At 61.0% G+C, this 12,784-nt stretch carries 13 protein-coding genes and 2 pseudogenes; 6 read left to right on the forward strand and 9 right to left on the reverse strand.

Translation table 11 applies throughout. The features are described from left to right. Positions 1–391, reverse strand: a 391-nt coding sequence (locus CXY75_RS00440) for a relaxase domain-containing protein (RefSeq protein WP_146069291.1), incomplete at its 3' end; no start/stop codon positions are given. A gap of 295 nt (positions 392–686) precedes the next feature. Between CXY75_RS00440 and CXY75_RS00445 the strand changes: the two genes are divergently transcribed. The 4 genes from CXY75_RS00445 (at position 687) to CXY75_RS00460 (ending at position 5,273) form a co-directional block, all read left to right on the forward strand. Next, positions 687–1,070 (forward strand): hypothetical protein, encoded by a 384-nt coding sequence (locus tag CXY75_RS00445; protein WP_104080925.1) that lies wholly within the window; start codon positions 687–689, stop codon positions 1,068–1,070. A 54-nt stretch (positions 1,071–1,124) separates the two neighbouring features. Further along, positions 1,125–1,385: a glutaredoxin domain-containing protein gene (locus CXY75_RS00450; RefSeq protein ID WP_104080926.1), complete on the forward strand. Its 261-nt coding sequence runs from the start codon at positions 1,125–1,127 to the stop codon at positions 1,383–1,385. 386 nt (positions 1,386–1,771) lie between these two features. Beyond that, positions 1,772–2,206 carry a hypothetical protein gene (locus CXY75_RS00455; RefSeq protein ID WP_146069292.1) on the forward strand — a complete coding sequence of 145 codons (435 nt, stop codon included), beginning with the start codon at positions 1,772–1,774 and terminating at the stop codon, positions 2,204–2,206. A gap of 349 nt (positions 2,207–2,555) precedes the next feature. Further along, on the forward strand, positions 2,556–5,273 hold the full coding sequence (locus CXY75_RS00460; protein WP_104080928.1) for a tetratricopeptide repeat protein: 2,718 nt from the start codon (positions 2,556–2,558) through the stop codon (positions 5,271–5,273). 274 nt (positions 5,274–5,547) lie between these two features. Here CXY75_RS00460 and CXY75_RS00465 read toward each other — a convergent pair whose 3' ends face one another. The 4 genes and pseudogenes from CXY75_RS00465 to CXY75_RS00480 all read right to left on the reverse strand — a co-directional run. Beyond that, a complete protein-coding gene (locus tag CXY75_RS00465; protein WP_104080929.1) occupies positions 5,548–6,162 on the reverse strand; it encodes a recombinase family protein in 615 nt (204 codons plus the stop codon). A 171-nt stretch (positions 6,163–6,333) separates the two neighbouring features. Then, positions 6,334–7,368: a YhcG family protein gene (locus CXY75_RS00470; RefSeq protein ID WP_104080930.1), complete on the reverse strand. Its 1,035-nt coding sequence runs from the start codon at positions 7,366–7,368 to the stop codon at positions 6,334–6,336. A 31-nt stretch (positions 7,369–7,399) separates the two neighbouring features. After that, the gene (locus tag CXY75_RS20200; RefSeq protein ID WP_104080931.1) at positions 7,400–7,627 is read right to left on the reverse strand and encodes a hypothetical protein; all 228 of its coding nucleotides are present in this window, start codon (positions 7,625–7,627) and stop codon (positions 7,400–7,402) included. An 11-nt stretch (positions 7,628–7,638) separates the two neighbouring features. Beyond that, positions 7,639–7,815: pseudogene (locus CXY75_RS00480) on the reverse strand (recombinase family protein); the annotation flags it as partial. Positions 7,816–8,041: 226 nt separating this feature from the next. Between CXY75_RS00480 and CXY75_RS19320 the strand changes: the two are divergent. Continuing rightward, positions 8,042–8,281 (forward strand): hypothetical protein, encoded by a 240-nt coding sequence (locus CXY75_RS19320; RefSeq protein WP_146069293.1) that lies wholly within the window; start codon positions 8,042–8,044, stop codon positions 8,279–8,281. Between the two features lie 47 nt (positions 8,282–8,328). On the opposite strand, the gene CXY75_RS00485 is transcribed toward CXY75_RS19320, so the two are convergent. The 4 genes from CXY75_RS00485 to CXY75_RS00500 are packed head-to-tail and all read right to left on the reverse strand — an operon-like array spanning position 8,329 to position 11,967. Next, positions 8,329–9,270 carry a glycine betaine ABC transporter substrate-binding protein gene (locus CXY75_RS00485; protein ID WP_158251071.1) on the reverse strand — a complete coding sequence of 314 codons (942 nt, stop codon included), beginning with the start codon at positions 9,268–9,270 and terminating at the stop codon, positions 8,329–8,331. Between the two features lie 45 nt (positions 9,271–9,315). Continuing rightward, complete coding sequence (locus CXY75_RS00490) at positions 9,316–10,107, reverse strand: ABC transporter permease (RefSeq protein WP_104080933.1); 792 nt, start codon at positions 10,105–10,107, stop codon at positions 9,316–9,318. Positions 10,108–10,117: 10 nt separating this feature from the next. Beyond that, on the reverse strand, positions 10,118–11,326 hold the full coding sequence (locus tag CXY75_RS00495) for an ABC transporter ATP-binding protein (protein ID WP_104080934.1): 1,209 nt from the start codon (positions 11,324–11,326) through the stop codon (positions 10,118–10,120). Further along, positions 11,323–11,967: an ABC transporter permease gene (locus tag CXY75_RS00500; RefSeq protein ID WP_104080935.1), complete on the reverse strand. Its 645-nt coding sequence runs from the start codon at positions 11,965–11,967 to the stop codon at positions 11,323–11,325. Before CXY75_RS00500 ends, CXY75_RS00495 begins: the two co-directional genes overlap by 4 nt. A 567-nt stretch (positions 11,968–12,534) precedes the next feature. On the opposite strand from CXY75_RS00500, the pseudogene CXY75_RS00505 reads away from it, so the two are divergent. Beyond that, a pseudogene (locus CXY75_RS00505) lies at positions 12,535–12,784 on the forward strand (ABC transporter permease); the annotation flags it as partial.

Below are 12,784 nucleotides of genomic sequence, written 5' to 3' on the forward strand. Positions count from 1 at the left end.
GATTCATCCGGGTGAAATCGCTATAGCCGGTCTGAATCTTCACGCTCAGGTCCGTGCCACCGGTGCTGTACCCGTAGTACGACCGGCCCAGCTTCACTGCCGCGTGCGCCTCCGCCGCGGTTTTGCCTTGGGCCTGCGCGGCGATCATCATGACTTCGGCATCCGGATGCAAGCCTTCACCATAGAGAGCCTTCATCTGCTCCTCCGTGACAGCACCGGAAACACCCAAAGCAGTCAGTCCTGAACCGACCCACTCACCGGGAGGGTTGCCATCCATGGTGTAGTAATCACCCAGCTCGCGGCCGCTCTCACGCTTGGCATCCCCGGTCGCCACTTCGTTCGTGTAGTAGGCATAACCGTCTCCCGCGGAGAGGATATGCACGGTCATCATAAAATGACTTTACCTCGTTTATTACAAATGCCAGAGGTGTGACAAATCAAGTGACGAAGAATGAGGAACGAGGATTGGCCACGATCGAAGAGATCGTGCGGTTTCGACGCGGAGACTGCAGGAGTGAGAAGGAGCTGTGAGGGACGATCAGCGACAACGAACGGTGCAGTCGATGTGGCGAAACCGAGAGGCTTGTGCCTGGGCCTGGGCCACCCGCACCTGGGTGGCCCAGCTGCCCGTGCGCCCACCGGGCGTGCCTACATAATGGAGGTCCCACCATTCGAAGGAGCTCCTCATGGCCGACGTTCGCAAGTCCGCAAAGCAGACCGCCGCTCGCACTCGCGCACGCGAGAAAGCAGCCGAGTTCCGCTCAAAGCAAGACAAGCTCGAACAACTCGCCACCGACTACTTCGTTGCCACCGACTCCCTCGAAGACATCGAAGCATCCGCAGAAAAGGAAATAGCCGCAGTACGTGAGCGGACAGCGAAACGGAGCGCGGCTGCACAGGCCAACGCTGATGCCGTGATCGCCTCCATGCTCGCGCTTGGGACGCCTCGCGGTGAGGTTGCCGACCGTCTCGGCATCCCCACCCGCGACGTCAAAAAGCTCCCCATTGGCAGGGAGGCAGGCCTGCAGCAGGAGGCAAAAGAGACAGAGACCCTGTCGGCTGTCTCGTAGAAATACCGCACCTTTGAGGTATCCGTGACTCCTTGTGGGTGAGAGGATCACGCCATGATTGAACCGCTAGCCGTGTACACGGTGCCGAACTGCCCGCAATGCACGATGACCACAGAAGCGCTCGACGCCGCCGATCTGCCCTACACAGTGATCGACCTCATGACGGATGCACACGCCACCGACATGATGCGGCAGTTCGGCTACACCGCCCCCCCCGTCGTCATCGCCCGCGTCGTGTCCTGGTCAGGGTACCGGCCCGACTGTATCGCCCAGATAGTCGCACTACGCGATCACCCCGTACTGGCCGCCGAGTAAGAATTCCCGCCATGAAATTCAGCCAGCTACAAACACTCTGACCCAACTAGGCCCCGAAATCAGCGGTAGGCCACGGCCCGGAACCCCAGCCACTCCCGCCTGCAGGATGCTGTCAACGTCTTGCATCCCACGGGAAACGAGGCGTCTCGTCGTCGGTACTCGAGCGCCGCATCCGTGCGTCAGGGATCGGCTTCAACGAAGCTGGATCGGTCAACTCGACCGAAATATTGCTCTCTCTGACCCCGCCATTCACGTGTCGCAGCCTCTTTTGTAGTCTCAGCCACGCGGGTCAGGACGACGCGGTGGCCTATTCACAGCGGGCCAGGTTGCGTCATACTGACAGTGATTCGGCGAGACTCCTTGGAGAGGTTGTTGTGGTTGATCCTGTGACGTTAGGTGTAATTGCTGCCGCGTTTGTTGTGAAGGCGGCAGAGAAGGCGGGCGAGAAGGCCATTGATGCCGGCGCCAAAGCCCTCGGCAAGCTCGGGGCATGGTTACGCGAGCGTTTCTCGGACGATAAGGACGGTGTGGAAGCGCTCAAGAGGGTGGAGGAGGTTCCCGACAGCCCCTCACGGGTGGGCACTCTCGCGGATGCGATCAACCGGCGTGCCGCCAACGATGAGTCGTTCAAGAACGAATTGGAGGCTCTGGTGGACGAGGTTCAGGCCGCGGGGGTGAACACTGGAGACGTCACTCAGACCGTCAAGAACAGCACGGGAACGGTGCAAATTGCGAACACGTCAGGTTCAACTATCAGCGTAGGGAAAGCCGCCGGCCACAGTCGGACCAAGCCGACCGCTGCCCCCGATGACCGAGACTGACGGGCTAGCACCTTCCAGCCAGTGGGTCCAGGGCGATCAGAACGTTCAGATCAGCCATGTTTCCGGGTCCACTATCCAGATCACGTACGAGGACCGGCGATGGTACGGCCCGCTAGAGTCGGCCGTAGTCCCCGTCGGTGCCGGTGCGTCCCCGGCCGAAACCGTCCAGGCCAGTTCCGGAGTGATCCCATATGTGGACCGTGCCGGTCTCCTGACCACACTCTCGGACTGGTCAGGGAGCACCGTTCCGTTCGCAGTCTGTGTACTTGGTGGGCGAGGCGGCGCTGGAAAGAGCCGACTCAGTGTCGAACTGTGTGAACGGGCAACCACAAACAAGTGGTTAGCCGGGATGTTGCAGTCCCACCTAGAAGCGGCAGAGCTGAAAGACCTGGCCGACACACCCACACACCGCCTTGTCGTGATTGACTCCGCCGAGAACCGGGTCGAGCAACTAGAAAAAGTACTGCCCGCACTGAAACTCGCCGCCACAGACGACAACCCGATTCGGGTGCTGCTGCTGGTCCGGACGGCGCCGCAGCGCAGCGATGACTGGACTGAGTCGCTGCGCACAACGGCCAGCAATAGGCTCCGGGTCATCCTCAGTGGGACAACCACATTCGACCTCAACAAGAAGGGTCCGACAACCGACGAGCGATTGGCATTGTTCCATGCCGCGGCCCGCGCATTTGCGGCACGAAACGGCTCCCCGGCCGCCCCGATAAAGGTGGCCGAACCTGATCTGGCTGGGCCCACCTTCGACAATGCGCTGTTGATCGTGATCACCGCCTACCTAACTGTCCAGGGCGGCGACGAATCGAACTTCAGTAGCTCCACCCGCGACCAGCTCTTGGAAGGACTCCTCGAATACGAGGCCACCCACTGGTCCGAACACGCACAAAGACTGCACCCCGCCCCCGACCCGACCCTGCTGCGCCGCATCGTCGCCTTCGCGACCCTCGCCGGCACCAACGCCAGCACTGAGGCGGCAGCTGAAGACGAAGCCGCCCGTTTACTCCGGAGCCTGCCAGATCTGACCAATGCCCCTGACGAGCGGTGCCACCAGCTCGCACGCTGGGTGCACGACCTCTATCGAGGCCCCCGCTGGTGGAACCCTTTGGAACCGGACCTGCTCGCCGAGCACCTCATCGCCACTACCCTCACCGAGTTCCCTGACGCCCTGACCGCAGTCCTTGACCGAAGCGACGCCGGGAACCTCGTTCAGCCCTTGATCGCCTACGCCCGCACCGCCGCCAACGACACTTCCTTCGCCGACGCGATCCGCCCCGTCCTCACCGCCCACCTCGAGCGGCTCTGTACCATCGCCGCAACCCAAGCCGCCCAAACCACCGACTTACATGGTTTACTCAGCGGCACGACCATCGCCAACGCCCTCGACCAGGCCGTGTCCACCATCCACCCCGACCACACAGTGTTACCCGCTGCCCTGAACGTCCTCCCGCCCCGAGCAGATGTGGTTCTTAACGGACTTGCCCTCACCCTCACCGAAGAGCTCGTCAACGCCCACCGCACACCCGCAAGAGAAGACGCTAAGGACGACCCCGACCTGGCCGGCTCCCTGAACAACCTCTCAAACCGGCTGTCCACCGTGCAGCGGCACGACGAAGCGGTGACAGCGATCGAGGACGCCGTAGCAATCCTGCGCCGATTGGCACAGGCAAGTCCCGCCATCTACGAACCCGACCTCGCCAGATCCCTGAACAACCTCTCAAGCCAGCTGTCCGACGTGCGGCGGCACGACGAAGCGGTGACAGCGATCGAGGACGCCGTAGCGATCCTGCGCCGATTGGCACAGGCAAGTCCCGCCATCTACGAACCCGACCTCGCCGGCTTCCTAGGCAACCTCTCAAACCGACTGTCCGACGTGCGGCGGCACGACGAAGCGGTGACAGCGATCGAGGACGCCGTAACTATCTACCGCCAGTTAGCACAGGCAAGTCCCGCCATCTACGAACCCGACCTCGCCAGATCCCTGAACAACCTCTCAAGCCAGCTGTCCGACGTGCGGCGGCACGACGAAGCGGTGACAGCGATCGAGGACGCCGTAGCGATCCTGCGCCGATTGGCACAGGCAAGTCCCGCCATCTACGAACCCGACCTCGCCGGCTTCCTAGGCAACCTCTCAAACCGACTGTCCGACGTGCGGCGGCACGACGAAGCGGTGACAGCGATCGAGGACGCCGTAACTATCTACCGCCAGTTAGCACAGGCAAGTCCCGCCACCTACGAACCCCGCCTCGCCGGCTCCCTGAACAACCTCTCAAACCAGCTATCCACAGTGCAGCGGCACGACGAAGCGGTGACAGCGATCGAGGACGCCGTAGCAATCTTGCGCCGATTGGCACAGGCAAGTCCCGCCATCTACGATCCCGACCTCGCCGGCTCCCTGAACAACCTCTCAAACCGGCTGTCCACAGTGCAGCGGCACGACGAAGCGGTGACAGCGATCGAGGACGCCGTAACTATCTACCGCCAGTTAGCAAAGGAAAATCCCGTCACCTACGAACCCCGCCTCGCCGGCTCCCTGAACAACCTCTCAAACCGGCTGTCCACAGTGCAGCGGCACGACGAAGCGGTGACAGCGATCGAGGACGCCGTAGCAATCTGCCGCCAGTTAGCAAAGGAAAGCCCCGCCACCTACGAACCCCACCTCGCCAGATCCCTGAACAACCTCTCAAACCAGCTATCCACAGTGCAGCGGCACGACGAAGCGGTGACAGCGATCGAGGACGCCGTAACTATCTACCGCCAGTTAGCAAAGGAAAATCCCGCCACCTACGAACCCCACCTCGCCGGCTCCCTGAACAACCTCTCAAACCAGCTATCCACAGTGCAGCGGCACGACGAAGCGGTGACAGCGATCGAGGACGCCGTAGCAATCTGCCGCCAGTTAGCAAAGGAAAGCCCCGCCACCTACGAACCCCACCTCGCCAGATCCCTGAACAACCTCTCAAACCAGCTGTCCACAGTGCAGCGGCACGACGAAGCGGTGGTTGCCAGACAGGAGGCGGAGCGACTCACCCGGCCGTTTCGAACGGACGATTTCTAGGAACCGAACGTTGCCCCGTTTGGACGATATCGAACGCTGTTCCAGACCGCTATCTCGCAAGACTAGGGATACGCCGCGTCTCGCCATCCCGACGCCGGCACGCCTCGTTGTTGCGGAAAATTCGTGGGCCGATCATTCTCGCAACTATGTCTCGAAATTGACTGGACGGCTTGGCGCACTCATCGCTAGCTGCGAGACAGCTGACCAGCGGCCTGACATCCGACTTCAGTGACACTGTGCAGAGCTTTTCGACGCGGCACACTTCTCGGATGCGCTACTTCTTGGAGAGAAGCTTCGCGCCGTCAGATCGCAGCTCCCCCGACGGAGAGACATGGCGGTACAGCGTCTGCCGGGTGATTCCAAGTTCTTTGCAGAGGGCGCCGACTTTGGTTTCCTTTTGACCCATGGCGGCCATGGCTAGGCGAACCTTGGCCGGCGTCATTTTGAACGGTCGCCCACCCGTCCTCCCCCGTGCTCGCGCCGCGGCGAGCCCGGCGACGGTGCGTTCAGAGATGAGTGCTCGCTCGAACTCAGCGAGAGCCGCGAAGATCCCGAAGACAAGCTTCCCGGATGCGGTCGTGGTGTCGATCGCGGCACCCTCGCCGGTGAGGACCTTGAGGCCAATGCCGCGGTCGGTGAGGTCATGCACGGTGTTGACCAGATGGCGCAGGTCGCGGCCGAGTCGGTCGAGTTTCCACACCAGGAGCGTGTCGCCCTTTCGGAGCGCCTTCAGGCAGGCCACCAGCTGCGGGCGGTCATCCTTCTTACCGGAGGCATGGTCCTCGTAAAAGCTGTCCGCATCGACGCCGGCAACCAGAAGCGCATCGCGCTGAAGATCAGTGCTCTGCGACCCGTCAGCTTTCGACACCCGCATGTACCCGACGAGCATGCTGACCCCTGTCATTTATACGTTCGATTACGTGACACCACGATCACAACTTCGTAAGAACTCAAAGTTGTCACATAACCAGTCATCTATTCTGCGTGTTGCAAATGTCATCACTTGGGCTTGCGTGATGAAAACAAAGCAAGGCCTCCTGTGAAGACTGATTACTGATGGTTACTCCGGCTCTGGGGCGTGGTCGTCGAACTCGAGGGCGACCGCGCGCGTGAGAGCATCCTCGGCGGGGAGCGCAGCCTGCTCGGCAGGCGAGAGATCGTAACGAGAAACGGCGATCGGTTGGGTGGTGCCAGCGAGTGCGTACCGGACAACGGACTCGTTCTTGTCGGCGACCAGCAGCATCCCGACCGTGGGCTGGTGCTGTGGCCCGCGTAGCCGGTCCTCGACGAGGGCGACATAGAAGCCGAGCTGACCGGCGTCGCGCGGCTCGAATTTCGTGGTCTTCAACTCGATAACCACATATCGAAGTTGATCGACGTGAAAGAACAGCAAATCAACGAAGAAGTCATCGCCGTCGACATCGAAGTGGACCTGGCGGCCGACAAACGCAAACCCAGGGCCGAGCTCGCGGAGCGTGTCGATGATGCGTTCGACGAGCCGGTCCTCTAGCTGTCGTTCGGCGGCGTCCCCGTCGATGGCGAGGAACTCGAGCGTGAACGGATCCTTCGTGATTTGCTGAGCGAGCTCGGAGTCGGCGCGTTCGAGGGCGTGCGGAAAGTTGGAAGGGGCTGCACCCTCACGAAGGTGAAGGAGGGTCTTGATCTGGTGTGCCAGTACGGGTCTGCTCCAGCCCTGCGCGACGTCCTTAGCGCTATACCAGTTACGCAGCTCTGCGTCGTTGAGCTTCTCGATCAGCTCGATGACGTGGCCCCAGGGCAATTGGCCAACGGGTCGTTGACCGATTGCGTCCTGATCGGGCCACGCCTCGGCGAACCTCCGCATGTACTTGAGGTTGGCTGGTGAGAATCCTTTCGCGGTGGGGAACTCTGCACGCAAATCCACGGACAGCTGAGAGAGGACCTTGCTGCCCCACGGAGCTGTCTTCTGTCGCTCGATGATCATCGCTCCGATCTGCCAGTAGAGCCGGAGCAATTCAGTGTTCACTCGGCGCTGGGCGATGTAGCGCGCCTCATGCACGAGCCGCTTAATGCTCTCGAGTGTGGTGGCGTAGTCCGTGGGAACGAGAGAACTCATTCCTCAACGCTAATGGAGGCCAGCTGGCCTGCTAGTTAGCTTCTTGGAATCCTTCGTTATCGAGAGAGCGCTGCGGTGCGTCACGTTCCCGTGTCGGCGCGCGGGCGAGGCCACGCGCCACGATGCCGCCGACCCGGTAGAACTGGTGCCAGCGTTGCAACGTCTGCGCGCTTATCCGAGCGTCCGGGGCGAACGCCGCAAGCGGCACCTGGTCCTCGACGTGAAGTTGAAGAACCCGCCACCGCTCGTCGCCGTCCATCGTTGGCTACATCACTGACCCTCGCGGGCGGCGAGGGCATGTTGATGGCGGTACAGGGTCGCGCGGCTCCATCCGACGAGGTGGGCGGCCTCGGCGGCAGTACGTCCACGCTTCCGGGCGGCGTTGACGATCCCGAGCTTGTCGGCGATCACCGTCGGGTCCACGACTGGCCGGCCGAAGCGGGTGCCAGCAGTGTCCATCACCGCGGCGCTGAATGAACTCAGTCCGCGGGCCCGCCGAAAGCTGTGTCTTCGTCAGTATCCTCATGTTGATCGCTTCCAGAGCCGTCCGGGATGGACTCCGCTCGAGCCCTATCCTGGCCGTCTATCTCCGCGGAACCACTGGAACCGTCTTCGTGGTGAGGGTATTGAGCTTTTTCATTCTCCATAGTCACGACCCCAATCTAGGCGCAGAATGGTGTTCGGGCTCAGTCGCGAAACGGATGCAACCGTGAAGCGATCTTCTGCTCGAGCGGGCAAGGACCTAACAAAAAAGCGACGCGGAGAACGCCTGACCTATAAACAGAACAGCTGGACGGGAGGAACGTCGGTCGTCGGTTTCGACGGTTGGCTCATGGGGAACAAGGACGGTGTTGGGCGGGTGGACGCCCAGGTAGAAGTGATCGAAGGAAGGATCCATCGGCGCGGCGAATGACGCTCTGGGGGCCGACGGCCGGGGTCGTACGGCGGGCCTGGCCTCGATTATTCGAGGAAGCCCTCGCTCTCCAACCACTTCTCGGCCACATCCTTGGGCCGCTGACCTTCTAAGTCGACCTGTCCGTTCAACTCGGTGATCACGTCGGCGGTCAGTGCCTCGCTGATCGGCGCCATGATATTCGCGATCGCCGGATACTCATCGAGCGTCTCCTGGCGCAGGGTCATCGCCCCTTGGTATTCGAGGAAGAAGCTCAGATCGTCCTCGAGTACCGTCAGATCGTTGGCGAGGTTCCGCGCATCGGTGGACGTCACTTCACCGAAGAAGCACTCCTTGCCGATCTGGGCGTAGACGAGATTCAGGTCGAGCTCGACCACTTCGGAGAACTCAAAACCGTATGCCTCCTGCAGGCCGGGCAGGCCGTCGTCTCGGTTGATGAACTCACTCGCAGCGCAGATCGACCCCTGGTCAGGGTTCTCCTGGATGAAAGTAACGGCGTCGCTGATCGTGGCGATGTTGTTTTCCTCGGCGAAATCCTCGGGGACGGCGATGGCGTAGGTGTTCTCGAATGGTGCCGGTTCTAGCCAGGCAATCGAATTTTCCGCGTCGGCTTCCGCCACGGCCGCGTACAGGTCTTCCGGCACCTCTTCCGTGGTGTTGCCCAGGATGTTGACCCATCCGGTGCCGGTGTAGTCCCAGTACATATCGATCTCGCCGGTCTGGAGCGCTTCTCTGACCGTGGCACTGCCGGTAATACCGGTCTTGTCCTCGATCGACGCACCCGCGTTTTCCAATGCGACGGCCGTGATTTGGCCAAGCAAAATCGACTCGACGAACTCCTTCGAGCCCACCGTTAGCGAAGCGTCGGCAAGTTCAGCGTCACCACCGTCTGTGTTGGCGTTGGGTTCACCCGCACAGCCCGTCAGAAGCAGGGTCAACCCGGCAGCCAGCGCTGTGATTTTCTTTGTCTTGCTCGTGATTGCGTTCACGGTTCCTCTTTCCATGTAGTTCATTTCTACGCTGATCAAGTTTTCTTACTCCAAATTCCGAAGTCCTTTCGGGCGAAGGAGGTCCTCGGCGATGCCGGCGATGTAATCGATCGATAACGCGAGGACGGCGGTCAGGGCCGCCCCGACCAGCTGGACCAGAAAGCGGTTGGTCGAGAGTCCGGCGACGATGATGTCGCCGAGACCACCGGCGTTGATGTACGTCGTTAGCGTGGCGGTGCCCACGTTGATGACCAACGCGGTGCGCACGCCCGCGAGGATGATCGGAACGGACAGCGGAAGTTCGATGCGGCACAGCACCCCGAACCTAGAGATTCCCATCCCGCGGCCGGCCTCAAGAATGGAGTCGTCGACCTGCTCCAACCCGACCATCGTGTTGAGCAGCACAGGCACGACCGCGTAGAGCACCAATCCCAGGACAGCTGCTTCGAAACCGAGGAAAAAGAAAGCGACGGCAAGAAGCACCAGAATCGCGATGGTCGGCACTGCCTGTCCGAGGTTGAGCACAACCAGCAGATAAGGCCGGATTCGTCGCGTGAAAGGGCGGGTCAGCACGATGCCAAGAGGGACCGCGACGAGCAGAACGATCACGGTGGACACCACAGTCAGCTGGATGTGCTGCCACACCGCCGTGGACAGCGATTCGGCATTGAGCGAACGGGCCTCGATGCTGTCCAACTCTTGCGAACTGACGTAGACGTACAGGCCGAGGCACACCAGCGCGAGGAAGGCAGGCATCGTCAGATAACCCGCCCACGAGCGGCGGCGGCGCGGTGGAGTCTGCGCCACGACGTCTTGGTCCCGGATAACGGCGGACATTTCTAAACCCTCACCTACTCTGCAGAATTCCGCAGTGTGTGTTTTCGCGGCGCTCGGCTACCGCTGATTCACGCAGGGCGCGCACCGACCGGTTGATCTGGTCGATGTCGACGACACCCTGGTAAACACCATCGGAATCGACTACGACGGCCACGCTGTATCGGACCGCGATCAACTCGTTCAGGGCCTCATTCAGCGTTGCATCGGATTCGAGAACCGACTCAGGTGCAATGCCGACCTGATCGAACACCCCGTCCTGCGCGCCTTGCAGGTCTCCGGCATCCGCCCACCGTCGTGGATATCCCGCACGGTCGAGCACCAGCAGGGCGTTACGGTGCGATTGACGCAGCGTCTCCAGCATCTCCGCACGGCCGGTTCCTATCTGCATCGCAGGCCATTGCGTAAGCTCGGTGTCAGCGACGCGGCTCAGATTCAGCCGTTTGAGGAACGCGCCCTTGCCGATGAACTCCGCGACGAAGTCGTTCGCGGATGTCGTCAGAATCCGTTCCGGGGTGTCGTATTGGGCGATTTGGGAATCGGCCTGCAGGATCGCTATGCGGTCGCCCAATTTGACTGCCTCGTCGATGTCGTCGGTGATGAACACGATCGTTTTTCGCACTTCTTCCTGCGCGCGGAGGAACTCGTTCTGCAGTCGATCCCGGGTGATCGCGCCGATCGCGCCGAACGGCTCATCCATCAGCATGACGGCCGGGTCGATGCCGAGGGCACGGGCCACTCCGACTCGCTGCCGTCGTCCACCGGACAGTTGGTCGGGGTAGCGGTCCCGGAACGAGGCCGACGGCATGTTTACCGTTTCCAGAAGCTCATCCACCTGCGCGGCGACCCGCTTGTTGTCCCACTCGAGCAATTTGGGTACCGTTGCGACGTTCTCACCGATTGTCATGTACGGGAAGAAACCCACCTGCTGGATGACATAGCCACTGCGCCAGCGCAGCTGATCCGGATTGCTGGAGGTGACATCCTCTCCGTCCGGGGTGATACGACCGGACGTGGGCTCGATGATCCGGTTGATCATCTTCATCGTGGTGGTCTTGCCGCACCTCGAAGGCCTGACCAGCACAACTATTTCCCCTTCTGGGATCTCCAGGGTCAGGGTGTCGACGGCAGTATGAGCCTGACCGGCACAACGCTTGGTCAGGTCCTCCAGCCCGATCATCGCCTTACCGGTAAACGGTCTCCCCTTCGTGGTGCTTGTCATCGAATACCTTCGGATATCGTGAATCTACCCAGTGCAGAAAAGACCACGTCGAAAAGAACCGCAAGAACAACGATGCCGAGAATGCCGGCAAGAACCAAATTGACCGCCACCGGTGTGCCCACTCTGGCCAATCCGGTGAAAATCAGCTCTCCGTAACCCGGGCCGAGCACGATCGAGCCAATCGCCGCGATGCCCAGCAGGACGAGGGTCGTGAGCCGTATCCCGGTGATAATGACAGGCCAGGCAAGCGGAAGTTCAATACGCAGTAGGCGCTGGGTCCGGCTCATCCCCATGCCGTGCGCGGACTCTACGATCGCCGGATCGACTTCCCGTAAGCCGGTGATCGTATTACGGACGATGGGAAGCAATCCGTACAAGGTCAGCGCCACAACGACCGGCATGGCGCCAAGACCGAGTGGGCCGATCAATAACACGAACAACGCGAAAGAGGGCACCGTGAGAAATGCTCCGGAGACTGCCAGTACCGCTTCTCGCATCCGTTCTCGCCGGTACGACATCACTCCGAGTGACACTCCAATGACGGTGGCCAGCAGGACCGATACCCCCACCACGGCTGCATGCTCCAGGCCGAGCTCAAGCATGTCCTCACTGCGACTGATAAGAAACTCGAGAAAATTCACGCAATTCCTCACCTCGGATACCGAAAATTAGAGCCCCTCACTCGACGATGCTCACCCTGCATCGACAACTACTCCTACTTAGTCTTCCACACGCCCTCTTGACAAAACCCACTACATATCAGCACCGTGGCTCATGTTGACAGGCGCAGACAATAATCGGCAAAGGTCTAAGACCGCTGCATACGCGTATCACACGTGCTCGTTCTGCCGGTATCAGCATAACGAGCACACTCCAAATGAGGCACGCACCCCATCTCGCGAGCACTTGAGATGAGTCTCGTCCCACGCCGAGAAACCCCAGATCAACAGCTGTACTGAGCAAACATAGAAGAATAAGATCCGGATAGCTAGGAAAGTCCCGCTCGGACAAGGCACAGGGGAATCGGCGCACGTGACGGAACCGTAACGTCTCGCTGCACCCAAATAGGGTTGCCGTGCGAGACTAGCCTCTCACCCTCGCCTACGGCTCTCAGCCCGCGTTCCCATCCAGTTCGGCATCAGCGTCTCCATTTGTGCCCGTGCCGGTGGGGGAGAATCGATGTGTGATCGAAGCGAAGAGGTTTTGATGTGTGGGATTCTCTAGACGATCAGTATGAGCAGATCCTGTTCAGCAGCTGGCAGCACTTCAGCCGCGTCGTGCAATGCCTGATTCTGGCGGCAGCTATCGCCGTGGTGCTGGCCGCCCTCGTTTACCGCAGTTCCGCGCTCACCGGAGTCGCTAATTCCCTCGAGTCCGTGCTGACGGGCGTCATCGGCGTTGTTGTGCTCGCCCTCATTCTTGATCTTCTTCTCGTCGGCCTCGGCCGCCTGACCACAC

This window comes from Cryobacterium sp. Y11 (assembly GCF_002929535.1).
In the GTDB taxonomy this organism is placed as follows: domain Bacteria; phylum Actinomycetota; class Actinomycetes; order Actinomycetales; family Microbacteriaceae; genus Cryobacterium.

What these genes read in the sequence shown, in the direction of transcription:
- CXY75_RS00445 (WP_104080925.1), top strand. Translation starts at nt 687, where the DNA reads ATGGCCGACGTTCGCAAGTCCGCAAAGCAGACCGCCGCTCGCACTCGC.
- CXY75_RS00450 (WP_104080926.1), top strand. Translation starts at nt 1,125, where the DNA reads ATGATTGAACCGCTAGCCGTGTACACGGTGCCGAACTGCCCGCAATGC.
- CXY75_RS00460 (WP_104080928.1), top strand. Translation starts at nt 2,556, where the DNA reads ATGTTGCAGTCCCACCTAGAAGCGGCAGAGCTGAAAGACCTGGCCGAC.
- CXY75_RS00465 (WP_104080929.1), bottom strand. Translation starts at nt 6,162, where the DNA reads ATGCTCGTCGGGTACATGCGGGTGTCGAAAGCTGACGGGTCGCAGAGC.
- CXY75_RS00470 (WP_104080930.1), bottom strand. Translation starts at nt 7,368, where the DNA reads ATGAGTTCTCTCGTTCCCACGGACTACGCCACCACACTCGAGAGCATT.
- CXY75_RS20200 (WP_104080931.1), bottom strand. Translation starts at nt 7,627, where the DNA reads ATGGACGGCGACGAGCGGTGGCGGGTTCTTCAACTTCACGTCGAGGAC.
- CXY75_RS19320 (WP_146069293.1), top strand. Translation starts at nt 8,042, where the DNA reads ATGGTGTTCGGGCTCAGTCGCGAAACGGATGCAACCGTGAAGCGATCT.
- CXY75_RS00490 (WP_104080933.1), bottom strand. Translation starts at nt 10,107, where the DNA reads ATGTCCGCCGTTATCCGGGACCAAGACGTCGTGGCGCAGACTCCACCG.
- CXY75_RS00495 (WP_104080934.1), bottom strand. Translation starts at nt 11,326, where the DNA reads ATGACAAGCACCACGAAGGGGAGACCGTTTACCGGTAAGGCGATGATC.